Annotated in this window: 20 protein-coding genes; 4 read left to right on the plus strand and 16 right to left on the minus strand. The window is 59.3% G+C overall.

Annotation, left to right across the window (positions count from 1 at the left end):
* Position 1 precedes the first annotated feature (1 nt).
* From I1M21_RS07675 to I1M21_RS07725, 11 genes are all read right to left on the minus strand, one after another.
* Entirely contained in the window at positions 2-1,063 is a 1,062-nt protein-coding gene (locus I1M21_RS07675) for an SIS domain-containing protein (protein WP_195193108.1), read from the minus strand.
* A 267-nt stretch (positions 1,064-1,330) separates the two neighbouring features.
* Positions 1,331-2,176 (minus strand): sugar phosphate isomerase/epimerase family protein, encoded by an 846-nt coding sequence (locus I1M21_RS07680; RefSeq protein WP_195193109.1) that lies wholly within the window; start codon positions 2,174-2,176, stop codon positions 1,331-1,333.
* A 112-nt stretch (positions 2,177-2,288) separates the two neighbouring features.
* Positions 2,289-3,122 (minus strand): PTS system mannose/fructose/sorbose family transporter subunit IID, encoded by an 834-nt coding sequence (locus tag I1M21_RS07685; protein WP_195193110.1) that lies wholly within the window; start codon positions 3,120-3,122, stop codon positions 2,289-2,291.
* Positions 3,103-3,876, minus strand: a complete 774-nt coding sequence (locus tag I1M21_RS07690; RefSeq protein WP_148332919.1) for a PTS mannose/fructose/sorbose/N-acetylgalactosamine transporter subunit IIC — start codon at positions 3,874-3,876, stop codon at positions 3,103-3,105. Before I1M21_RS07690 ends, I1M21_RS07685 begins: the two co-directional genes overlap by 20 nt.
* Positions 3,877-4,170: 294 nt before the next feature.
* Positions 4,171-4,653, minus strand: coding sequence for a PTS sugar transporter subunit IIB (locus I1M21_RS07695; RefSeq protein ID WP_055252644.1), 483 nt, complete (start codon positions 4,651-4,653; stop codon positions 4,171-4,173).
* A gap of 57 nt (positions 4,654-4,710) precedes the next feature.
* Complete coding sequence (locus I1M21_RS07700; protein WP_006235880.1) at positions 4,711-5,130, minus strand: PTS sugar transporter subunit IIA; 420 nt, start codon at positions 5,128-5,130, stop codon at positions 4,711-4,713.
* Positions 5,131-5,151: 21 nt separating this feature from the next.
* Entirely contained in the window at positions 5,152-6,213 is a 1,062-nt protein-coding gene (locus I1M21_RS07705) for an SIS domain-containing protein (protein WP_195193108.1), read from the minus strand.
* A 276-nt stretch (positions 6,214-6,489) separates the two neighbouring features.
* Positions 6,490-7,203, minus strand: coding sequence for a GntR family transcriptional regulator (locus tag I1M21_RS07710; protein ID WP_195193111.1), 714 nt, complete (start codon positions 7,201-7,203; stop codon positions 6,490-6,492).
* Positions 7,188-7,955, minus strand: coding sequence for a GntR family transcriptional regulator (locus I1M21_RS07715; protein ID WP_148332853.1), 768 nt, complete (start codon positions 7,953-7,955; stop codon positions 7,188-7,190). Before I1M21_RS07715 ends, I1M21_RS07710 begins: the two co-directional genes overlap by 16 nt.
* A gap of 35 nt (positions 7,956-7,990) precedes the next feature.
* Positions 7,991-8,482, minus strand: a complete 492-nt coding sequence (locus I1M21_RS07720) for a hypothetical protein (RefSeq protein WP_195193112.1) — start codon at positions 8,480-8,482, stop codon at positions 7,991-7,993.
* Between the two features lie 248 nt (positions 8,483-8,730).
* Entirely contained in the window at positions 8,731-9,759 is a 1,029-nt protein-coding gene (locus I1M21_RS07725) for a LacI family DNA-binding transcriptional regulator (protein ID WP_006235873.1), read from the minus strand.
* Between the two features lie 183 nt (positions 9,760-9,942).
* On the opposite strand from I1M21_RS07725, the gene murB reads away from it, so the two are divergent.
* Entirely contained in the window at positions 9,943-10,905 is a 963-nt protein-coding gene (murB, locus tag I1M21_RS07730) for a UDP-N-acetylmuramate dehydrogenase (RefSeq protein WP_195193113.1), read from the plus strand.
* Positions 10,906-11,123: 218 nt separating this feature from the next.
* Here the strand turns inward: murB and I1M21_RS07735 are convergent, their stop codons facing one another.
* The gene (locus I1M21_RS07735; RefSeq protein WP_195193114.1) at positions 11,124-12,329 is read right to left on the minus strand and encodes a coiled-coil domain-containing protein; all 1,206 of its coding nucleotides are present in this window, start codon (positions 12,327-12,329) and stop codon (positions 11,124-11,126) included.
* A 267-nt stretch (positions 12,330-12,596) separates the two neighbouring features.
* On the opposite strand from I1M21_RS07735, the gene galE reads away from it, so the two are divergent.
* From galE to glgP, 3 genes are all read left to right on the plus strand, one after another.
* Positions 12,597-13,658: a UDP-glucose 4-epimerase GalE gene (gene galE / locus I1M21_RS07740; protein ID WP_006235870.1), complete on the plus strand. Its 1,062-nt coding sequence runs from the start codon at positions 12,597-12,599 to the stop codon at positions 13,656-13,658.
* Between the two features lie 210 nt (positions 13,659-13,868).
* The gene (gene malQ, locus I1M21_RS07745; RefSeq protein ID WP_271763215.1) at positions 13,869-15,386 is read left to right on the plus strand and encodes a 4-alpha-glucanotransferase; all 1,518 of its coding nucleotides are present in this window, start codon (positions 13,869-13,871) and stop codon (positions 15,384-15,386) included.
* Positions 15,387-15,514: 128 nt separating this feature from the next.
* On the plus strand, positions 15,515-17,782 hold the full coding sequence (gene glgP, locus I1M21_RS07750; RefSeq protein ID WP_229025690.1) for a glycogen/starch/alpha-glucan family phosphorylase: 2,268 nt from the start codon (positions 15,515-15,517) through the stop codon (positions 17,780-17,782).
* 456 nt (positions 17,783-18,238) lie between these two features.
* On the opposite strand, the gene I1M21_RS07755 is transcribed toward glgP, so the two are convergent.
* The 4 genes from I1M21_RS07755 to I1M21_RS07770 all read right to left on the minus strand — a co-directional run bounded on the left by I1M21_RS07755 (position 18,239) and on the right by I1M21_RS07770 (position 22,604).
* Positions 18,239-19,438 (minus strand): ABC transporter ATP-binding protein, encoded by a 1,200-nt coding sequence (locus tag I1M21_RS07755; RefSeq protein ID WP_195193117.1) that lies wholly within the window; start codon positions 19,436-19,438, stop codon positions 18,239-18,241.
* 68 nt (positions 19,439-19,506) lie between these two features.
* On the minus strand, positions 19,507-20,346 hold the full coding sequence (locus I1M21_RS07760; protein WP_195193118.1) for a carbohydrate ABC transporter permease: 840 nt from the start codon (positions 20,344-20,346) through the stop codon (positions 19,507-19,509).
* A complete protein-coding gene (locus I1M21_RS07765) occupies positions 20,346-21,200 on the minus strand; it encodes a carbohydrate ABC transporter permease (RefSeq protein ID WP_195193119.1) in 855 nt (284 codons plus the stop codon). Before I1M21_RS07765 ends, I1M21_RS07760 begins: the two co-directional genes overlap by 1 nt.
* An 87-nt stretch (positions 21,201-21,287) precedes the next feature.
* A complete protein-coding gene (locus tag I1M21_RS07770) occupies positions 21,288-22,604 on the minus strand; it encodes an ABC transporter substrate-binding protein (protein WP_195193120.1) in 1,317 nt (438 codons plus the stop codon).
* Between the last annotated feature and the right edge of the window lie 300 nt (positions 22,605-22,904).

Here is a 22,904-nt window from a genome sequence, read left to right on the forward strand (position 1 = left end):
CTTAGTAGTCGAACTGGTGGTAGTAGCGGCGGTACTTGAGGTTGTGCTTGGTGACCAGCTCGTAGTTGCGCGCGAGGCGGTCGGTGGTCAGCACGGACAGGATCCAGGGGGACACGATGACGCGGAAGTCGTCGTCCAGGCCCGGGATCGCGTACTCGGCGGTGTCGATGATGACGTAGTCCTCGTCGCCGGTCACGCCGCTGGTGAGGAAGGCGCGGACGCGCTCGTCGAGGGCGCGGCACTCGTCCTCTCCCATGAACAAGAACACCGGGACGCCGGGCTCGAGCAGCTCGAGCGTGCCGTGGAAGAAGTCGTGCGAGGTGATGTGGCGGATGCGCTTCCACTGCATCTCCTCGAGCAGGCACATGGAGTACAGGATGGTCTCGCCCCACAGCGCGCCCGAGCCGATGAACATGGTGTAGTCGGCCAGCGCGTACTTCCTGGCGAGCTCCTCGGCGCGCGGCTCGAAGCGCTTGCGGATGTCGAGCATGTCCTTCCAGACGTCCTTCGTCTGCTCGATGAACAGGTCGAACTTGGGGAAGCAGCCGCGGCGGTTGAGCAGGCGCAGGCCGAAGCAGTCGGCGAGGTAGTAGCCCTTCTCGCAGCCGCCGGCGCCGTGGTCGGAGGCCATCATGACGCAGTTCTCGGCGCCCACGGCCTGCCCGATCTTGCCCTCGGGGTTGGTCATGGCGAAGACGCGCACGCCCATCTCCCTCATCTTGCCGACGGCCTCGAGCACCTCGGGGGTGGTGCCGGACTCGGAGGCGGTCAGCACGACGGACCTGTCGGTCATGCGCTTGTGGCCCATGACGTTCCACTCGGCGGCGTGGATCAGGTAGACCTCGAGGTCGCGGTCGCCGAACTTGTTCATGAGGTACTCGAGCTGCATGAACTCGTCCCAGGTGCCGCCGACGCCCATCAGGAAGACGGCGTCGTAGCCCTCCTCGTGCACGCGGTCGGCCAGGGCGGTCATCCGCTTGCCGGCCTCGTAGACGTTCCTGCCGTCCTCGAGGTAGCCCTCCTGGTCGAAGTGCATGATCTCGATCTTCTCGGTCTCCTTCATGTGTGTCCTCCCATCACATGTGCGCAATTCTATACATCGCGCTTCTTGCTGATACCAATTATAGCCATACGATTGCTTGTTATTTAATACCAATCCAAACTCACGGAGATTTGCGGCGAACGGTCGGTTTCCTCGCCCGAGTGGTATTACAACGCCAATAGTTGTCTATTTCGAGCGCTACTGCCAACGGGCTCCCCACAACTCGCCAGCTATAAAAGCGTTGCGCCAGACCCGCCCAAGCGTTTCCGGCGCAACCGCGCAGTTTAGTTATTCGGCTTCCATCTCCGCTGTCACACGGCGATACATCTCGATAACCTGAGTCGTCGCCTTGGACGGATCCTGATAGTAGCGGCCGTCACACGTCTCGGCCGAGACATAGCCCGTATAGCCGTGGCGCATGAGTGCCTCGAGGTCGGCACGCATATCACGCTCGCCGTCGCCCCAGGCAAGATGCGTCGTGCCACCGCCCACATCGACAAAGTGGGTGTGAACGATCTTGTCGCCCAAAACCTCAAAGTAGCCGTCGATTGTGTCGCCGGCAACTTCCATGGCGCCAAAGTCGATACATGCCTTCAGGTTGGGGCGATCGACCGCCTCGAGGATGCGCGCGACATCCTGTGCCGTATTGACCAGCACGGACTCCGACGGCTGCAGTGCCTCGAGCGCGACGCGAATACCGCGTGTGTCAGCGTAGTCGCACACCGAGCGCAGCATGGCGACGCTGCGGGACCAGGCGTCCTCAGCTGGCTCGTCCAGATAGGCCCAACCACTCGTCACCAGAATCTGCGGCACGCCCAACTCAACGGCAACGTCGATCACATTCTTAAAGTACGAGAGGATGCGTTTTTGGCCCGCCTCACCGCGCACCGCGACGTTCCACGGCTTGGGGTTGTTCTGCTCGGGGCACACGCACACGATCTTGATACCGTATTGGGCGGCAAGATCGCGAATCTTATCCACCGAATCGTGCTCATGGCAATCCACATACAGGTGCATCGAGCCGGTCCACAGCTCGATATTGCGATAGCCGGCCTCACCTGCAGCCTTAAAAAACGTCTCGATGCTGTAGTAACGATGGTTGATGTTCATGAGCGAAAGCTCGGGTACGACCATAGCCCTCCCCTTTCGTACGGAGTTTTAAAAAACAGGGGGCCGCCGCAGATGCGACAAGCCCCCCAAAGATCGACGCAACCGTTAGACGCGATGGAAGCGCGATTCGAACATATTAGGCAAGCACGCCAAAGTAAGCGCCGATGATGCCCACGACCATGGTGCAGAGGATCAGGACCATCGGGTTGATCTTCTTGGAGAGCAGCCAGTAGTAGAGCCAGAAGGCGGCCATACCGAGCATACCGGGCATGATGCCGTCCAGGATGTCCTGGAGAGTCTGAGCGGAGTCGCCCTGACCAATGGCGATGGGCAACGAAGCCCAGAACATGTCCTTGCTCATGGCGCCGACGACCATAACGCCGACAATGCCGACGCAGGCCATGATCTTTTGCATCAGGCCGGTCTTCTGAGCCTCGTCGAGGAAGCCAATGCCTAGCTCATAACCCTTGATAGCGCCAAAGATACGAATCAGGAACGCCGGGATGTTGTAGACGAGCAGGAAGGCGATGGGGCCAAAGACGTTGCCGGCCTGGCACAGGCTGATGCCCACGGCAGCGGCGACGACGCGCAGGGTGGACACGAAGAAGGAGTCACCCAGGCCGGAAAGCGGACCCATGAGGGCGGCCTTGATGTCGTTGACGCTCTCGGGCTCAACCTCGCCACGAGCGACCTTTTCTTCCATGGCCATCGCGATGCCACCCACGAAGGGAGCGAGCTGCGGGGTGATGTTGAAGAATGCGCTGTGACGATGCAGGGCCTCGGCGTAATCATCGGGGCGGCCGGCATAGATCTTCTTGAGCATGTTGGCGACCATCAGGCAGAAGGCAATGTTCATCTGCTTGTAGTAGGTCCAGGAGAATTCCATGCCCAGGGCGCCGGTGTTCACGGCGCTCTTAATGAGGTCGGAGCGAGTAATCTGGTTCTCGGAATTAGAAGTCATCGTCCTCATCCCCTTCCACAGAAAGCTGGGACTGGGCGCCACCAAGGCCCAGCAGGTCGTACTTGTCGATGCCGATGATGATTGCGATCAGGGCGACGCCGAGGACGGGCACGTTGGCATAGGAGCACAGCAGGAAGCCCAGGAAGTAGAACGGCACGAGCTGCTTGGTAAGCACCAGACGGCCGAGCATGGCGAAGCCCATGGCAGGCAGGATGTTGGCTGCGACGCCAAAGCCATCGAGGACGAACGTCGGGATGAAGTCGAGCAGGCCCTGAACAGCGTCGGCACCCAGATAGAAGGAGACCGAGCACAGGATAAAGGCCAGGACGACAATCACGAGACCGATAATCCAGTGCATAGCGTAGATACCCTTGAGGTTACCCTTGCTGGCAAAGACGTCGGCACGGTCGACCAGAAGGGGCATACCGGCGTTGACGACGTTCTTAATGGCCAGGCACAGAGTGGCGATGGGCATCGCGAGCGCGATAGCGGCCTCGGTGCTCTGACCCAGCTGAATAGCGAAGGCGCAGGCGAGCACACCGCCAATCGTCTCATCGGGCGGCACGTAAGCGCCGATGGAGATAGAACCCATGAAGAGCAGCTCGAGGCTCGCACCGATGGCGAGGCCGGACTGCAGGTCCCCGAGGACTATGCCGACGAGCGGGCACAGAACGATCGGGCGGAACGCATAGAGCGTACCGAGCTGATAATCGAGCTTACCGAAGGCAGCGATAAGTCCGATGAGGATCGCTTGAACAAGCATTGTTCCTCCCTTTGATCCCTCTTGGATCCGCGCGGCGATTCCCGACTTGTCAGCGCGCCCTTTTCCATGCCGACAATCGCCCAGACAGATCCAGCTTGTACCGGTGTGCTGTTAACACCTAAACCGGTGCAAATGATTTGATACCAATTATATAGTCATGCGAAAACTATTTAATACCAATCGCTCAACGGGCGTGTACTCCCGGTGAACGGTAGATGGGGGTAACGGGTAAAGCGTTTATCCGGTACGCCCACGAATAGGGGCGGCGCCGTGCGCGCCGCCCGTGGTTCCCAATTAGAGGGCGCTTAGGGCATCGACCTTGGGGTCGTCGGCCAGAGCGCGAATCTCGACCTCGACACCGCGGCCGACGAGCTCGCGAATGTCCTCTTCCTCAGCAGCAGTCACAAAGATCTGGCGGGAGATCTTACGGGCATCGGGACGCTGCTCGTCCTTGGACTTGGTGTTGCCCAGGTTGATGGAGGTGATCTGCGGGCAGCCGTCGACAAGCTGCTTGGCCTCGGCGATGCTGGCGACGCAGATGATCATCTTGTACTTATCGGTAACACCGGAGTTGATGGCCTCGATGGCGTGCTCCATGTCCTTGATGACGAGCTTGACGTTGGCCGGCTTTCCCATCTTGAGCGTAGTCTTCCAGACGGGATCGTTGGCAACCTTGTCGCCAACGCAGAAGATGCAGTCGGAGCCCAAGCCCTGGACCCAAGAGACGGCCACCTGGCCATGAAGCAGACGATGGTCGACGCGAAGCAGTTGAATCATGATTGACCCCCAAAGGTCTCATGCCGGAAACCCGGCCCCATTAATAGCAGGCGGTGACTAGAACTCTTCCTCGTCATCCGCATCGGTCAGCAGGTCGTTGACAAACTTGACGCGCGTGTCGTCAGCCGCGAGGATCTCGCGGATAACCTGATCGGCGGGAGCCTCCTGGTCCGAAAAGAGCAGCTGGATCAGCAGCGGCAGATTCATGTTGGCAACCAGGTAGGTGTTGGGGCGCGTCTGGACGATCTTGGTGAACTCGTTGTTGACGCTGCCGCCAAACAGGTCGGTGCACACGATTACGTCGTCGGCGGGGTCGAAGGTCGCCAGGAGCTTGGCGGCCTCCTCGGCGACGTCGGTGCGGCCGTCGACAAACATCGACAGGTCGTGGACGTTATCGCGCGCGCCCGAGAGCAGCTCGGTGCTCTCTTTGATGCCGGTCGCAAAATGCGCGTGGCTGGCAAAGATGTATTGCCTCATTGCGGTTTCCCCCAAATGGAATTAGTAGTCGAACTGGTGGTAGTAGCGGCGGTACTTGAGGTTGTGCTTGGTGACCAGCTCGTAGTTGCGCGCGAGGCGGTCGGTGGTCAGCACGGACAGGATCCAGGGGGACACGATGACGCGGAAGTCGTCGTCCAGGCCCGGGATCGCGTACTCGGCGGTGTCGATGATGACGTAGTCCTCGTCGCCGGTCACGCCGCTGGTGAGGAAGGCGCGGACGCGCTCGTCGAGGGCGCGGCACTCGTCCTCTCCCATGAACAAGAACACCGGGACGCCGGGCTCGAGCAGCTCGAGCGTGCCGTGGAAGAAGTCGTGCGAGGTGATGTGGCGGATGCGCTTCCACTGCATCTCCTCGAGCAGGCACATGGAGTACAGGATGGTCTCGCCCCACAGCGCGCCCGAGCCGATGAACATGGTGTAGTCGGCCAGCGCGTACTTCCTGGCGAGCTCCTCGGCGCGCGGCTCGAAGCGCTTGCGGATGTCGAGCATGTCCTTCCAGACGTCCTTCGTCTGCTCGATGAACAGGTCGAACTTGGGGAAGCAGCCGCGGCGGTTGAGCAGGCGCAGGCCGAAGCAGTCGGCGAGGTAGTAGCCCTTCTCGCAGCCGCCGGCGCCGTGGTCGGAGGCCATCATGACGCAGTTCTCGGCGCCCACGGCCTGCCCGATCTTGCCCTCGGGGTTGGTCATGGCGAAGACGCGCACGCCCATCTCCCTCATCTTGCCGACGGCCTCGAGCACCTCGGGGGTGGTGCCGGACTCGGAGGCGGTCAGCACGACGGACCTGTCGGTCATGCGCTTGTGGCCCATGACGTTCCACTCGGCGGCGTGGATCAGGTAGACCTCGAGGTCGCGGTCGCCGAACTTGTTCATGAGGTACTCGAGCTGCATGAACTCGTCCCAGGTGCCGCCGACGCCCATCAGGAAGACGGCGTCGTAGCCCTCCTCGTGCACGCGGTCGGCCAGGGCGGTCATCCGCTTGCCGGCCTCGTAGACGTTCCTGCCGTCCTCGAGGTAGCCCTCCTGGTCGAAGTGCATGATCTCGATCTTCTCGGTCTCCTTCATTCCCGCTCCTTTCACGAGCAGTTTGAATTGTCGCACGGAATGGACAGGCTTGCCGCCCCGTCTCGCCGCTTAACCTTGTGGACATCTTGGCCCCAAGCTCAACAATTCAAAGGTTCTTAATACCAGTGAACGATTACAGGTTAGCCGTTTTTAATACCGATTTTTTGATTTCATCCTCCCCTCTCGGTAGACGGTCAGTTTTTGCCGTTCATCGGTCATGCGACACATGTCCGTAAAAAAATGAGCACCCCGCCGTGCACGAGGATGCTCTAGACGCTAATAGTTGTAGGTATATCCGCCGGCATCACCGCGGTTAAAAGACTTGGCATGCTCGATCGCCTGCCCACTCGAGTCATAGGTCATGCATTCCAGTACGAGCGCCAGGTCGCCCGGCTCAAGATTGAGCAAACTCGCATCGCGTGCGCCCAGCGCTTCAATATCGAGTTTCTCAATCGACTTGTCCGGTTTGCGCCCCAACATGTCGTAGGTCTCGAACAGGCTGAAGACCGAAATGTCCACGTCTTCGATGCCCGGAAACAGCAGACACGGAATCAGCGTCATCTCAATCGACACGGGCTCCCCATCAATGCAGTTGAGACGGCGCACCGAGTAAAGCAGATCGTCCTCGGCGATGCCAAACAGGTCGGCGTAATACGGGCCGGCGTAGCGTTTGGAGCGCGCCAGAATGCGCACCGACGGCGTCGCGCCCGACGCCAGAACCGACTGACGGAAGCCGCCCTTGCGTTCGTGCTCGTCAAACCACTTGTGTCCCACAAAGGCGCCCTTGCCCTGCACGCGACGAATCTGGCCACTTTTGACCAGCTCGTCCATGGCACTTCGGATTGTCAGGCGCGTCGTGCCAAACTCCTCGGCCAGCTCGTTTTCGGACGGAATCATCGAGCCCGTCGGGTAGTCGCCGCGCTCGATTCGCTCCGCAATGCAGCGGCGAATTTGTTTGTAAACCGGCAAGTCTTCTACTGCATCAGCCATTCGACACCTACCTTCGTCGCAACGCCGTCTGCCTCGCCGTTATCGGCAAAACGATACTTGGTCGGCAGAATCACGGACTTGCAATACTCGACAAAGCCATCGTTCTCGTCACGCTCGTGCGAAGCCTTGTAAAACACCGGCGTGCCCTCCTGAGCACCCAGCAACTTGGCCTCGTCGGCGTTCAGACGGCTGATGGAAATATGCTCCTTGCCGTGCGTCACATGGACATTCCCTTCTTTGAGCAAAACGTCGTAGAGGCTTTCCTGCTCAAAATCGTGATCGGGAAGCGAGGGGCACAAAGACAGATTGACGTGGGCCGTCTCAATCGACGCCGGGGAACCATTAACCACGCGCACACGTCGAATGCAGAAAAGCGGCATGCCCAGGTCGATCTGGGCCTTTTGGGCCAGATCGATATCGGCGTACACGACCTTGGACCAAACCAGGCGTGCGGTCGACTTTGAGCCAACCCTCTCCACCGCCTGCGTATAGTTCCATGTTTCCTGAAAGATGTTCAGCGGTTTGGGAGGACACACATAGGTGCCCGAACCGCGGCGGCTTTCCAAAGTTCCGCACGAAATAAGGCGCGCGATCGCAGCACGCAACGCCGTGCGCGACACGCCCAGCTCTTCACAGAGCACACGCTCGGCGGGCAGCCGGTCGCCACCCTGCAGGTCATAATGATTGATATACCAAAGAATGCCCTCAAAGGCGCAATCTTTGGGCGGAATCGCATATGGTTCACTCGGCATGGGCACGGCTCCTCAACCGCTTGATGCTGCAGGCATCATTGCTCCGGACGCCCCATGGCGTCGAAGGCTTCTTTGATCTGCTCCGCAACGTTCCGATACGACCGATATAGGCCGGAGTCTCGCTTGACTTCGCCCGCGGTCACCGGAATCTCAAGCTTCGAAATCTCATCCTCGCCGGTTTGCACGGCAACGATGACACCCATACCAAGGCACATATTACGCTTGGCAGCATTGTTTTTGGTAGCCTGAGCTGGATTAATCAAAATCTGCTGAGCTAGTTCGCGATTGCTAAGCTCCGGCACATCCTCGGGATTTCCGGTCTCGACAATCTCGCACTGCAGCACATCCGCGTAGTCAAAAATCCTCGGGGTCGCACCGCGCTGATGCACGGCCCACTTGCGGCGCGTGGCGTCCTGGTAGATAGCCGGCAAAAATGTAAACCGCGGCGGGTCCAAAATCGTATCCGTGATGGTAAACACATCGGGATCAAAGGCATCCTGCGGGTTTTTCTTCTTGAACAGCCCCATATCAGCCTCCCGTACTAGCATTAAACAACTCAAGCTGAATATAGCACCAATTTCAAGCCGCTGCCTTACCCTATCGGTGCGCGGCGTCTATGGCTCGCCCAGCGGAAGAGTTAACGGACGAGGGCCGGGGTGCCTGCCTTGTTTTGAGAAGTGGGCTCCGCGAACTTCTCAAAACAAGGCAGGCACCCCGGCCCCGCCGGCAAATAGCGGACACTCCGCATGCAATCTATGCAAACAAACAAGTACGCTTAGCTACATTCGGTAAGTTCGAGCACGCTGCCCTTAACGATAAGTGCCGGTTCCAGGACGACCTCTTCGGCACGCCTACCGCCCCTACCGGCAAGACGCTTGGACATGCAGCCAAAAGCATGCTCCGCAAGGACACCAGGATCCTGCTCAATCGCGGTCAGCGCCGGCTCAAAGAGAACGTCGGCCGCCGAGTTGTCATAGCTCACCACCGAGATATCGCCCGGGATGCTCTTCCCCATCTCGTGCAAGCGCTTGAGCAGACCGAGGGCGATGTTATCCGAACTTGCGAACACAGCGGTGGCATCAGTTGCGAGCACCGCCTCCGAGGCCTCGTAGGCACTCGGAATGTAGTACTCGCTCTCAAACTCCAAACGTGCGTCGATAGGCAGGCCAACCTCGCGCAGCGCGCGCTCATAGCCGGCAAGTCGCTTACGCCCCGTATTGGAACGGCGCGCGTTAACCAAGCAGGCAATGCGACGGTGGCCCTGCTCGATCAGATAGCGAGTGGCCATGTAGCCACCCATCTCGTGGTCGAACATCACCTTGTCGCACTCGAGCCCCTCAATGGCACGGTCGACCATCACGGCAGGGATAGGCAGATGGCTGACTTCTTCGCGCAGGGCGCGGTCGTCGGAGAACTCGTCGCCCACAACCAGGAAGACACCATCAACGCCGCGCGTTACCAGCTGGCGCAGCAGCTCCAGATCGTCGTCGGCACTTCCACCCGAGCTGGTAATGAAGAGCGCATAGCCATCCTCGCGGCAGCGCTTTTCCAGGCTACCGGCGAGCGAAGCAAAAAAGCGGCTCTCGATGTTAGGGACGATAAGGCCCAGCGTGCGCGACTCGCGCATGACCAGACTACGCGCAATCTGGTTGGGGACATAGTGGTTGCGCGCCGCGACCTCCTTGATGAGCTTGCGGTTTTCTTCCGAGATGCGACAGGGCCGATTATTGAGAACAAGCGAGACCGACGAGGGGGAAAGCCCCACCTCCTGGGCGATCTGCTTGAGGGTGACTTTGTTGGCCATCTCGCTCCTTCCAGGTTTACGCGCAATCTCTTGAAAGTATAGCGACCGCCCCTCTACCTCGGTGATAAACACTTTACCAATCCGGTAGACGGCTGTTTTATCGCCGCCAGCGCACCAAATCCGTCCGGGTGGGGTATATTGCAATCGATTGATGACAACGACCACCAAAAGGCGGATATTCGTATGCACGAGAACGACTTTTTTAACGAGGACCTGCTGTGCGCGCTTGCTGGCGTTGCCGGCGAGGACAACGTGCTGATGAGCGAGCCCATGCGCGAGCACACCACGTTTAAGATCGGCGGCCCGGCCGACGTCTTTGTCACGCCCGATACCGAGCAGGGCCTCGTCGCCACGCTCGACACCTGTTATCGCTGCGACCTGCCGCTCACCATCGTGGGCAACGGCTCCGACCTGCTCGTCGGCGACAAGGGTATCCGCGGCGTCGTCGTGGCGTTGGGCGAAGGCCTCTCCGACATTACGGTCGACGGTACGCACGTCACGGCGGCGGCCGGCGCCTTGCTTTCCGATGTCGCCGCGGCGGCAGCCGAGGCCGGTCTCACCGGCATGGAGCCCATCTCGGGCATCCCCGGATCGGTCGGCGGCGCCTGCTACATGAACGCCGGCGCCTACGGTGCCTGCATGGCAGACGTGCTGGAGTCTGTGCGCGTCTACAAGCCCGCCCGCATGCTCGACGACGGCACCCGCGGCAGCGGCAACATCATCGAGTTCGATGTCGATGAGCTCAACCTGGGCTATCGCAAGAGTCGCATCGCCGACGACGGCTTTATCGTTCTTTCTGCCACCTTCAACCTCGCACCGGGCAACGCCGCGATGATCAAGGCCGACATGGACGACTACCGCCAGCGCCGCGAGGACAAGCAGCCGCTCGACATGCCGAGTGCCGGCTCCACCTTCAAGCGCCCCGAGGGTTACTTTGCCGGCAGGCTCATCATGGATGCCGGCCTGCGAGGACACGCCGTTGGCGGCGCGCAGGTGAGCGAGAAGCACTGCGGCTTTATCGTCAACGCCGACCACGCCACCGCCGCCGACGTCAACGAACTCATCCGCTACATCCAAACAACCGTCAAAGACCAATTCGGCGTAGACCTAGAACCCGAAGTCCACCGAGTAGGCGAATTCCTTTAACAAAGAAGGCCCCGAAAGGGGCCTTCACCATATTTATTCAGATAACCCAGTCCGGTGTGTCGCGCTCAGGACCCGAGAGGGCCGGGACAGTCCGAGAGGCATAAGGTTGATCGCGAGTTCCGCACGAGCCGGAGAGCACTTAATGTGCTCTCCGTGCGAGCAGGACTGCCCGAGCAGGCAACCTTATGCCTCTCGGGCTGTCCCGGACCAAGCCGCAGCTACGACAGCGCAATACCGCCAAGCCAGCCCCAACGCACGCCAGAGCCAGTGCCATAGAAGCTAATAAACGAATCGAGCGACTTAGACGTAATGGCGCCCTCGTTGCTCATAACGATGCCGCCGCCAACGTAGATACCCACATGACCGTAGATAAGGCCCGGAGCACCCGTGCCGCTGTGCGAGGAATCGGCCACGATCATGCCCACCTGCAGCGCCGAGCGGTCGGAGCTATAGCACCATGCGTTAAACATATCGCACGCGTTACCGCCAAAGTAGCCAACGCCGGCGTTACGGAAGACATTGGTAACCCACGCCGCGCACCAGTTCTGACCCGGCGAAGGCGTGGAGTAGCACGCGTTGACGACGGCCTGCTGTTTGCCCGAGCCGGCATTCTGTTGCGGGGTTCCGGGCGCATACGATCCACCACCCGAGCTTGAACCACCCGAGTAGGAATTGTTCTTGTTCGCGGCAGCCGCGGCAGCGGCAGCCTTCCTAGCGGCCTCCTCGGCCTGGGCGGCAGCGAGGATCTCGGAATCGCGCTGAGCCATGAGCTCCTTGACGTCGTCGGAAAGACCGTTCAGCACGGTCTGGACTTCTTGCTGCTTGGCCTGCATATCCTGCATCTGAGCCGTCTGCTGGTCCTTGAGTTTCTCCAGGTCGGCCTTTTGTGCTTCGAGCTCGGTCTTCTGTGCGTCGAGCTCAGACTGAATCGTCTGGATATCCTCGATGGCATCGCGGTCACTCTTGTTGATCTTCTCAACGTAATGCGCGTTGGCGACGAGTTCCTCAAACGAGCCAGAGGCCAGCAGCAAAGACAGGATGTTCGTGCCGCCGGACTTGTAGCTGGCGGCCACGCGATCGGAAAGGTCGTTGCGCTTCTTCTTGAGCTCGGCCTTCTTTTCATCGATCTGGGCCTGCGTGTCGTCAATCTTGCCCTGGACATTCTCGATGTCGTTGAGGGTCTGGGCATTCTTGTTGGCCAGCGCCGCATACTCATTTGCGATGCTGTCGAGCTGGGCCTGAACCTCGTCGAGCTGGGCCTGGGCGGCATTCAGTTTATCGGTGGTTTCTTTGGAAGCCTCCGCCGCATGGGCGCGAGCGGGCAGGCCAAAAAGAATTGCCGCAGAAGCGGCGCCGAACAGGGCCTTGAGGGCAGTGCGGCGCGAGAGCTCCTGGGAAAGGATGGAATCGCTGTTTGGTGACATATGTACTCCGTTACATGTTTATTTATATGTCGCTCAACTCATACATATTAGCGTACATATGGCGCGTCCCAATGATTTCCACGAACGGCAGGAAACTACAAGGTCAGCGGCTCGTAAGCAAATGCCAAAGATCAGGTTATGCGTACGCAAGCTCTTCTGATGAGTACGTTAGCACAATCCTCTGCTTTTCCTACAGCGCACGATTTGGGCGTCCCTGCCTGCGCTATACTCCCGTGAAGAAGTGTTCCTGATTCGATAGGAGACTACATGTCCAAAGCACTCGACCCCAAAGACACCTGCGTCCTCGTTACCGGTGGCGCCGGTTTTATCGGCTCGCACACCGTCGTTCAGCTGCTCGAGGGTGGCTACCAGGTCGTCATCGTCGATGATCTCTCCAACTCCAGCGCCGTCGCCGTCGACCGCGTCAAGACCATCGTGGGCGACGAGGCCGCCAAGAACCTCACCTTCTACGAGGCCAACGTGCTCGACCGCGATGCGATGAACAAGATCTTCGATACCCATCAGATCGACCGCGTCATCCACTTTGCCGGCTTTAAGGCCGTCGGCGAGTCGGTGAGCAAGCCCGTCGAGTACTACCACAACAACATCGAGAACACCCTGGTGCTCATCGACGTCATGCGCAACCATGGCTGCAAGTCCATCATCTTCTCGAGCTCCTCGACCGTCTACGGCGACCCGGACAACCCGCCCGTCACCGAGGAGGATCCTAAGAAGCCCGCGACCAACCCCTATGGTTGGACCAAGTGGATGATCGAGCAGATCCTTATGGACGTCCACACCGCCGACCCCGAGTGGGACGTCGTGCTGCTCCGTTACTTCAACCCCATCGGCGCTCATCCGTCGGGCCTGATCGGCGAGGACCCCAAGGGCATCCCCAACAACCTGGTGCCCTATGTCGCCCAGGTCGCCGTGGGCAAGCTCGAGGCCGTTCAGGTCTTTGGCAACGACTACCCCACCCCCGACGGCACCGGCGTGCGCGACTACATCCACGTGTGCGATCTGGCCTCTGGTCACGTTGCCGCCCTTAACTGGATGAACGGCAAGACCGGCGTCGAGATCTTTAACTTGGGCACCGGTACCGGCACCTCGGTACTCGAGGTCGTCGCCGCCTTCTCCAAGGCTTGTGGCAAGGAGCTGCCCTACGTGATCCGCGAGCGCCGCGCCGGCGACATCGCTGCCAACTGGTGCGACGCCTCCAAGGCCGAGCGCATGATGGGCTGGAAGGCCCAGTACGACATCGCGGACATGTGCCGCGATAGCTGGAACTGGCAGAGCCACAACCCCAACGGCTTCGCCGACGCCGAGTAGCAAAAAACCTACATACCGCTCTTGCCCCGATCTCACGTTGTGAGGTCGGGGCTTTTTTCATGGCATGTAACCATTCGCCGAAAATCGACCAACTTTTTTATCTTGCCTGTACATGTTTAAACAACATGTTTTACAATAGGCGTATCGAATCAGAACATCGGAGACGGACTGCACACCCATCGGCAGGCCGACCCCACAACAAGAAGGTTGGTGAGCGCATTCATGGAGCGTGCAAGCGGCGTCCTCATGCCCGTCTCATCTCTGCCCGGACCATACGGAATCGGCGGCTTTGGCTGGAATGCCTACGACTTCGTCGATTTTCTCGCCTCGTGCAAACAACATTACTGGCAGATTCTGCCCCTTACGACGACCAGCTATGGCGATTCGCCCTATCAGTCGTTCTCGGCCCGCGCAGGCAACCCCAACTTTATCGACTTTGCCGAGCTTATCGAGGCAGGGTATCTTGAACAGCGCGATATCGATGGCGTGTACCTGGGTTCTGACCCCAGTAACGTCGACTACGGTGCTATCTTTGGCGGCCGCCGTCAGATTCTCGACCGAGCCGCTGAGCGCTTTGCCGCCGACAAGCCGGCCGATTTCGATGACTTTATCCAGGCCAACGAGGACTGGCTCATCCCCTACTGTGAGTTCATGACCGTCAAAGAGGAGTGCGGTCTCAAGGCGTTTTGGGAGTGGCCCGCGGAGCTCCGCACCCGCGGCGAGGCTTCCGCCAAGGTCTGCGCCGACCATCCGGCGCGTATGCTCTACCACCAGATGACGCAGTACTTCTTCGATCGCCAGTGGAGCCGCCTCAAGGCCTATGCCAACGAGCGCGACATTCTCATCATCGGCGACCTGCCCATCTATGTCTCGCGTGACTCCGTCGAGATGTGGGCGACGCCCGAGCTCTTTAAGATCGACGCCGCCGGCAATCCCGTGAGCGTCGCCGGCACGCCGCCCGACCAGTTCTCGGCCACCGGCCAGTACTGGGGCAACCCCATCTACGACTGGGACGCCATGGAATCCGACGGCTTCTCCTGGTGGGAGAGCCGCATTCGCGCCGCCCTCGACATGTACGACGTCATCCGCCTGGATCACTTCCGCGGCTTCGAGGCCTATTGGGAGGTGCCGTTCTCCTCGCCCGATTCGTCCTACGGTTCGTGGACGCAGGGTCCCGGCCTCAAATTCTTCAAGACGCTCGAGGAAAAGCTCGGCACGCTGCCCATCATCGCCGAGGACTTGGGCTTCCTCACCCCCGGCGTCATCGACATGCGCGACAACTCGGGCTTCCCCGGCATGAAGATCCTGCAGTTTGCCTTTGAGGGCACCAACTCGTACTACCTGCCGCATAACTACATCGCCAACACCGTCGCCTATGTGGGCACCCACGACAACGAGACGGCGCGCGGTTGGTTTGAGGGAACGGCCACCCCGCGTCAGCGCGAGCAGGCAGCCCTGTACACCCATCAGCAGGCCGGCGAACCCATGGCAGATGCACTCAATCGCACCATCGCCGCCAGCGTGAGCGACACGTGCATCTACACCATGCAGGATTTGCTCAACTTGGGCAACGAGGCGCGCATCAACACCCCTGCCACGCTGGGCGGCAACTGGACCTGGCGCATGCTCGACGGCGCCATCACCCGCGAGCTCGAGCACAAACTCACCGACTGGACCGAGACCTACTTCCGCATCCCATCGGAAGCCGAAATCGAGCTTCCTCAATAGGAGCTACCGCGCCCGACCCCTCCCCACCGTGCGGACGCGCTTGCTTTTCCCGCGCGAGGCCACCCCAATCCCCTCGCGCGGGCTTCTTATGAATTGCAGACATGAAACAACCCATCACAGGAGAAAACATGCCCCGAATTAACCTCATGGAACTCGCCGAGCAGTCTTTTGGCACCTCGCTCGAGCAGCTCGACGACCGTCTCATTTACAAGCTGCTGGTCAAACTCGTGCAGGAGCGCTCCGCCACCTGCCCGCTCAACAACGGCAAGAAAAAGCTCTATTACATTTCCGCCGAATTTTTGATCGGCAAGCTGCTCATCAACAACATGATCGACCTCGGCATCTACGACGAGGTTAAGGACCAGCTCACCGCCGCAGGCCACGACCTCAACAAGATCGAGGAATTCGAGGTCGAGCCGTCGCTCGGCAACGGCGGCCTGGGTCGCCTGGCCGCGTGCTTCCTGGATTCCATCGCCACGCTGGGCTTGACCGGCGATGGCGTGGGCCTCAACTATCACTACGGCCTGTTCCGTCAGCGCTTTGTCGACAACCAGCAGAAGGCCGTCCCCGACGAGTGGCTCGGTGAGCAGGACATCCTAGTCGACGATGACCGCTCCTACACCGTCGAGTTCGGCGATTTTGCCGTTACCTCCAAGCTCGTCAACATCGATGTGCCCGGTTACGGCCGGCCCACCAAGAACCGCCTGCGCCTGTTCGACCTGGCGAGCGTCGACGACGGCCTGGTCCCCGGCAGTTCCATCGACTTCGACAAGACCGAGATCGCCAAGAACCTCACCTTGTTCCTCTACCCCGACGATTCCGACGAGCAGGGCCGCCTGCTTCGCATCTACCAGGAATACTTCATGGTGAGCAACGCCGCCCAGCTCCTGATCGACGAGGCTATCGAGCGCGGCAGCAACCTGCACGATCTGGCCGACTACGCCGTGGTCCAAATTAACGACACGCACCCCACCATGGTCATCCCCGAGCTCATTCGCTTGCTCACCACCGAGCACGACATCGAGTTTGACGAGGCCGTGACCATCGTACGCTCCATGGTCGCCTACACTAACCACACGATTCTTGCCGAGGCGCTCGAGAAGTGGCCGCTCGCCAGCCTGCAGAAGGTCTCCCCTGCCATCGCCGACATTATCGTCAAGCTCGATGAGATCGCGAAGGCCGAGCACGATGACCCGCGCGTCGCCATCATCGACGAACACGATACCGTCCACATGGACCACATGGACATCCACTTTGGCTTCTCCATCAACGGCGTAGCCGCCCTCCACACCAAGATCCTGGAGGACACCGAGCTTCATCCGTTCTACGAAATCTATCCCGAGAAGTTCTCCAACAAGACCAACGGCATCACCTTCCGCCGCTGGATCCATGGGGCCAACCCCGCGCTCGCCAGCCTGCTCGACGATGTGATCGGCACCGACTGGCGCAGCACCGGCGATCTGAGCAAACTCGCCAAGTTCGCCGACGACAAGGACGTTCTTGAGCGCCTGGCCGCCACCAAGGTCGAGGCCAAGGCCATCATGCGCCAGTTCATGGCGCTCGAGCAGGGCGTGACCATTCCCTCCAACGCCATCATCGACGTCCAGGTCAAGCGCATCCACGAGTACAAGCGCCAGCAGATGCTCGCGCTCTATATCATCTGGAAGTACCTCGATATCAAGAACGGCAACAGACCTAAGCACCCCGTCACCATCATCTTTGGCGGCAAGGCGGCGCCTGCCTACACTATCGCGCAGGACATCATCCATCTGATCTTGACGCTGTCGCGGTGGATTGCAAACGACCCCGACGTGGCTCCCTACCTGCAGGTTGTCATGATCGAGAACTACAACGTCACCGCCGCCGAGCGCGTGATCCCCGCCGCTGACATCTCCGAGCAGATCAGCCTGGCCTCCAAGGAGGCGAGCGGCACCTCCAACATGAAGTTCATGCTCAACGGCGCCCTAACCCTGTGCACGCTCGACGGTGCCAACGTGGAGATTGCCGAGCTCGTGGGCGACGAGAACATCTATACCTTTGGCGCCTCGTCCAAACAGGTTGAGCAGCTCTACGCCGACGGCACCTACAACGCCGGTGCGCTCTACCGCAAGCCCGGCATTAAACTGCTGGTGGACTTCATCACCAACCCGGCCTTTATGGCGACCGGCAACGCCGAGCGCCTGCAGCGCCTGCACGATGACATTAAGGGCAAGGACTGGTTTATGGCCCTGCTCGACATTGAGGAGTACATCCAGACCAAGGAGCGCGTGTTGGCCGACTACGAGGACCAGGACGCCTGGATGCGCAAGGCGCTCATCAATATCGCCAACGCCGGCACCTTCTCGTCCGACCGCACCATCTCCCAGTACAACGACGAGATCTGGCACCTGAACTAATTTCACTTCCCTTACCCATCCTCTTGAGAAACGGAGTCGTGGCGACACGGCTCCGTTTTTTGTGCCCGCACGTTACCCTGCAACCCGACTCGACCGAAGAATCTCGATCTGTAACAGCTACTCGGTAAAAACGGCCCCAGCTGTTACAGATTGAGACATACCGGCCCCTCCCCTTGGGTTTATCTCAATCTGTAACATCTAGCAGCTGAAATTCACCTTTGGTGTTACAGATTTAGATGAAATGGCTAGCTCAGGGAACCGTCTCGATCTGTAACATCTAACGTCCGAAATCGGCCCTACCCGTTACAGATCGAGACAAACGACCGGCCAGACAACCCCAACACAAAGAAAGGCTCCCCTCTCGCCCAGCGGACGGGAGGGGAGCCTTATATGTGACCGCGGCAAAAGGATGGCAATACCGCAGTCGCCCAAAGGGAGGGTCCGGATGCACCGGGCCTAGATAAGGTTCTTGCCAGACACCTTATCGAAGAGATGGGTCGCGTTCTTCTCGAACTTGAACCAGATGGTGTCGCCAGCCTTGAGCGCGCCCTTGGCCTCGAGGTCGACGACGGGGATAATCAGGACAAACTGGCCGTCGGGAGCGGTCACGTGGACATGCTCGGTCGAGCCCATGAGCTCGGTCACCTCGACGGTACCCTGGAGCGCGCCCTCCTCGCCCTTGTCGGCAAGCAGGATCTGCTCGGGACGCACGCCGGCCGTAATCTCCTTCACGTCGCCGCCGTCCCAGTTGAGGGCAAGCTGAGCGCAAGTCTCGGGGGCGAGCGCCACGTTCATATCCTCGGTCTTGACGGTAAAGCCGTTGCCCGAGCGCACCAGCTGGGCATCGAAGAAGTTCATCTGCGGCACGCCGATGAAGCCGGCGACGAAGATGTTCGCGGGATGGTTGAAGACCTCCTGCGGCGTGGCGATCTGCTGGACAACGCCGTCCTTCATGACCACGATGCGGTCGCCAAGGGTCATGGCCTCGGTCTGGTCGTGAGTAACGTAGATGAAGGTGCCCTTGATTTCGTGACGTAGCTTAATGAGCTCGGCTCGCATCTGGTTACGCAGCTTGGCGTCCAGGTTGGACAGCGGCTCGTCCATCAGGAAGACCTTGGGGTCTCGCACGATGGCGCGGCCGATGGCGACACGCTGACGCTGACCGCCCGAAAGCGCCTTGGGCTTACGGTCGAGATACTCGGTAATACCCAGGATCTCGGCAGCAGAGCGAACCTTGCGGTCGATCTCGTCCTTGGGGACCTTCTTGAGCTCAAGCGTAAACGCCATGTTCTCGTACACCGTCATATTGGGGTACAGAGCATAGCTCTGGAACACCATGGCAATGTCGCGGTCCTTGGGCGCCACGTCGTTGACGCGCTTGCCGTCGATGAGCACGTCGCCCGAGGTAATGTCCTCCAGGCCGGCGACCATGCGCATCGTCGTGGACTTACCGCAGCCAGAGGGGCCAACGAGGACGATGAACTCCTGGTCGTGAACGGTGAGGTTGAAGTCCTCTACCGCGAGCACACCGTCCTCGGTAACCTTGAGGTTGTGCTTCTTCTCCTCGGTCTTCTTCTTTTTGCCAAAGAAGCCCTTCTTTTTGGACTCGTTGTTGGGATACACCTTCTGAACATGTTTGAGAACGATCTCGGCCATGTCTTTACCTTTCGATATGCGGCGCCACGCTGAGGGGCGCCGCAGAAACTTGCAAAACAGTTACGGCATCAGCCCTTGACGGCACCTGCCACCACGCCGTCGATGATGTACTTCTGGCAGAGGATGTACATGATGACGATGGGGATAACGACCATCATGATGCAGGCCATCATGGGGCCGAGCTCGACGTGGCCGTAGCCGCCGCGGAAGTACTGGATCAAGATAGGAATGGTCTTGTACTTGGTGGAGTCGAGCGTAAGGTAGGGCAGCAGATAGTCGTTCCAGACCCACATGGTCTCGAGGATGCCGACCGAAAGATAGGTGGGCTTCATGATGGGAAGGACGATCTTAAAGAACACCTGGACCGGGTTGCAGCCGTCGATCATGGCCGCCTCTTCGATCTCGAGCGGAATGTTCTTTACAAAGCCGGCGAACATAAAGACCGCCAGGCCCGCGCCAAAGCCGAGGTAGATAAAGCAGATGTTGAACGGCGTGTTGAAGCCGATGCGGTCCGCCAAATTGGACAGCGTGAACATGAGCATCTGGAAGGGCACGACCATCGAGAAGACGAACAGGTAATAGAAGAAGTTCGAGATCTTGCTGTTGACGCGCACTACGTACCAAGCACACATGGAGCAGCACAACAGAATCAGCACGACCGACGTGACCGTGATGATGAGCGAGTACATAAATGCCGAGGCAAAGCCCTGCTCGTTAAGGGCGTGCATGTAGTTTGCGAGGCCGTTGAACGTCTCGGGCGTGAGCAGATCGAATGCCGTGGTGGTGCTGATTGCAGTTGCCTTTTTAAAGGAATTGAGCGCAATCATGAACACGGGGTAGATCCACGCGAGCGACAGAATCGTAAAGAAAATCGAGAGCGCGCGGTTGATAACCTTATCGCGTTTCATTACTGCTGCACCTCCTTGGACCTCGTGGCCTTAAGCTGAATCATGGAGATGGCTACGACCAGGATGCAGAAGACAACCGCCTTGGCCTGACCGATGCCCTGCCATGCGATACCGGCACGCGAGTAGAACGTGTTGTAGATGTTCAGGGCGAGCATCTCGGTGGAGTGCGCGGGGGCGCCGCCGGTAAGGGCGAGGTTCTGGTCGAACAGCTTAAAGCCGTTGGTGATAGACAGGAACAGGCAGATGGTGATGGTCGGCATCAGGTTAGGGATCTTAACCTTCCAAAACGTCTGCCATGCCGTGGCACCGTCGACCTTGGCAGCCTCGATGTAGTCGGACGGAATGGACTGCAGACCAGCGATGTAGATGATCATCATGTAGCCGACCTGCTGCCACAGGGTCAGGATGATAAGGCCCCAGAAGCCAGCAGCAGAGTTAAGGGCGATGAGCTGGGCGCCCACGTTGGAGAGCAGGCAGTTGATCAGAATCTGCCAAATGTAGCCCAGCACGATGCCGCCGATCAGGTTAGGCATAAAGAAGATCGTACGGAAGATATTGGTGCCCTTGAGCGCTTTGCGGGTGAGCGCCTGCGCAATGGCGAGGGCGATCACGTTGATGAGCACCGTCGACAGGAAGGCAAACGCCACGGTAAAGAAGAACGACGTGGCAAACTGCGGATCGGACAGTGCGCGCACGTAGTTCTCGATACCGACAAAGTGCGTATTGTTGATGGTAATAAACTGGCAGAACGAGAGATAGAAGCCCTGGATAAAGGGGATCACGAACCCGATCATAAACGCCAGGCACGTGGGCAGCATAAAGAGCGGCCACCAGCGCTTGAGTGCTTTGCCCATAGAAGGGTCCTTTCAATATGCAGGGGGCGGGCAAACCAACGTCTGCCCGCCCCCTGTCGCTAATCAGATAGCTTGGGCAGCAACTGCTTACTCGGAAGCAGCCTTCTCGGTCTTCCAGCCATCGACGAAGGCATTCTTGACGCCGTCCCACTTGCTGTTGTCGGCAGCATAGGCGATCAGAGCCTGCTTGAGGTTCTTCTTCCACTCCTCAGAGGGGATGTAGACGAAGTCCCAAGCGACGGTCTTCTTGCCGTCCTTGGCCATGGCGACGGCCTGCTGCGAGAAGACGTTGGTGGTTTCCTTGGCGCTCTTGAACGGGGCAGTCAGACCCATCTTGTCAGCGATGATGCTGGTGGCGGTGTCAGAAGTGACGCACCAATACATGAAGTCCTCGGTGGCCTTCTGAGCATCCTCGGAAGCCTGGGAGCTGACGCACCAGTAGTTCTCGCCGCCGGAGCACAGGCCCTGGTTCTCCTCGCCGTCGACGCCGATGTAGATCGGCAGCATGCCGAGCTGGTCGTCGGTCATACCGGCCTTGGTGAGGTCGGCGTAGGCCCAAGAGCCGTTCTGGTAGAAGACGGCCTTGCCGGTTGCGAACTCGTTGGTGGCGTCGTCACCGGTCTTGGAGGCGAGCTGCGAAGGATCGCAGGTGGAGTCGGTGATGTACAGGTCGAAGATCTGCTTAAAGTTGTCGAGATACTCGCCCTTGATCTCGTCGTCCTCCTGGTTGTGCTCCTTCTCGAACTCGTAGTAGAGCGGGAGGTTGGCGAGGTGGGTGGTGTAGCGCCAGCTGGAGGAGTCATCCATGCCGGCGGAAGTGAAGGCACCGTCAACGCCGAGCTCGTCCTTGCGGGCCTGGATGTCATCGGCGCAAGCCTTCAGCTTGTCGAAGGAGTTGATGTCCTCGGCCTTGTAGCCAGCCTTCTCGAGCAGCTGCTTGTTGTAGATGATGCCGTAGCTCTCCTGGACCCAGTCGATACCCAGATCCTTGCCATCGGACTGCAGAGCCAGGGAGTCGTCAATGAGCTCACCGCGGAGCTTGGTATCGGACAGGTCGGCGCAGTAATCCTTCCAGTTCTTAAGACCGGTGGGGCCGTTGACCTGGAACAGGGTCGGAGCGGAGCTCTTGGACATCTCGGACTTGAGCTTCTCCTCGTAGGTGTTGGAAGCAGCGGTCACGATCTTGACCTCGACGCCCTTCTCCTTCTTATAGGCCTTGGCGATCTCCTTCCACTCCTTGTCGACCTCAGGCTTGAATTGGAGGAAGTAGACCTCGGCAGCGTCACCAGAAGCAGAGGAGCCGGAGCCGGCAGAACCACCGCAGCCCACGAGACCCAGACCAAGAACCGCAGCCGCGGAACCAGCAAAGCCCAGGAACTGCCTTCTGCTCATTTCGTTCTTCATTACAATCCACCCTTTCACACCGTGGCGGCACCCTTTGCCGCCGCCTTCGGAGATTGGCTCGGGGACTTTGCCCCTTTTGCTGATTTGTACAATACGCTATTTGGCTAGTTGTTTGAACAAGTATTACTAGAGCGGTAGAAAAACATTGGTGAACGGTAATTTCAACTTGATACTTGACAAGTTTTGTATAAACAATTATTTGTTATCGAATGCAGAGAAAACGCCCGGTCAAGCCGATGCATCGTCGGTTTGACCGGGCGTTTTCTCTTTGAGGGCATGAGTCTCGTCGGGCTGCGAGCT

This window comes from Collinsella aerofaciens (genome assembly GCF_015546965.1).
Lineage (GTDB): Bacteria > Actinomycetota > Coriobacteriia > Coriobacteriales > Coriobacteriaceae > Collinsella > Collinsella aerofaciens_X.

Coding starts and splice junctions, on each gene's coding strand:
- I1M21_RS07700 (WP_006235880.1), bottom strand. CDS start 5,130: ATGAGGCAATACATCTTTGCCAGCCACGCGCATTTTGCGACCGGCATC.
- I1M21_RS07695 (WP_055252644.1), bottom strand. CDS start 4,653: ATGATTCAACTGCTTCGCGTCGACCATCGTCTGCTTCATGGCCAGGTG.
- I1M21_RS07705 (WP_195193108.1), bottom strand. CDS start 6,213: ATGAAGGAGACCGAGAAGATCGAGATCATGCACTTCGACCAGGAGGGC.
- I1M21_RS07725 (WP_006235873.1), bottom strand. CDS start 9,759: ATGGCCAACAAAGTCACCCTCAAGCAGATCGCCCAGGAGGTGGGGCTT.
- I1M21_RS07680 (WP_195193109.1), bottom strand. CDS start 2,176: ATGGTCGTACCCGAGCTTTCGCTCATGAACATCAACCATCGTTACTAC.
- I1M21_RS07770 (WP_195193120.1), bottom strand. CDS start 22,604: ATGAAGAACGAAATGAGCAGAAGGCAGTTCCTGGGCTTTGCTGGTTCC.
- I1M21_RS07720 (WP_195193112.1), bottom strand. CDS start 8,482: ATGGGGCTGTTCAAGAAGAAAAACCCGCAGGATGCCTTTGATCCCGAT.
- I1M21_RS07675 (WP_195193108.1), bottom strand. CDS start 1,063: ATGAAGGAGACCGAGAAGATCGAGATCATGCACTTCGACCAGGAGGGC.
- galE (WP_006235870.1), top strand. CDS start 12,597: ATGTCCAAAGCACTCGACCCCAAAGACACCTGCGTCCTCGTTACCGGT.
- I1M21_RS07685 (WP_195193110.1), bottom strand. CDS start 3,122: ATGAGGACGATGACTTCTAATTCCGAGAACCAGATTACTCGCTCCGAC.
- I1M21_RS07765 (WP_195193119.1), bottom strand. CDS start 21,200: ATGGGCAAAGCACTCAAGCGCTGGTGGCCGCTCTTTATGCTGCCCACG.
- I1M21_RS07710 (WP_195193111.1), bottom strand. CDS start 7,203: ATGGCTGATGCAGTAGAAGACTTGCCGGTTTACAAACAAATTCGCCGC.
- I1M21_RS07715 (WP_148332853.1), bottom strand. CDS start 7,955: ATGCCGAGTGAACCATATGCGATTCCGCCCAAAGATTGCGCCTTTGAG.
- glgP (WP_229025690.1), top strand. CDS start 15,515: ATGCCCCGAATTAACCTCATGGAACTCGCCGAGCAGTCTTTTGGCACC.
- I1M21_RS07755 (WP_195193117.1), bottom strand. CDS start 19,438: ATGGCCGAGATCGTTCTCAAACATGTTCAGAAGGTGTATCCCAACAAC.
- I1M21_RS07760 (WP_195193118.1), bottom strand. CDS start 20,346: ATGAAACGCGATAAGGTTATCAACCGCGCGCTCTCGATTTTCTTTACG.
- I1M21_RS07735 (WP_195193114.1), bottom strand. CDS start 12,329: ATGTCACCAAACAGCGATTCCATCCTTTCCCAGGAGCTCTCGCGCCGC.
- murB (WP_195193113.1), top strand. CDS start 9,943: ATGCACGAGAACGACTTTTTTAACGAGGACCTGCTGTGCGCGCTTGCT.
- I1M21_RS07690 (WP_148332919.1), bottom strand. CDS start 3,876: ATGCTTGTTCAAGCGATCCTCATCGGACTTATCGCTGCCTTCGGTAAG.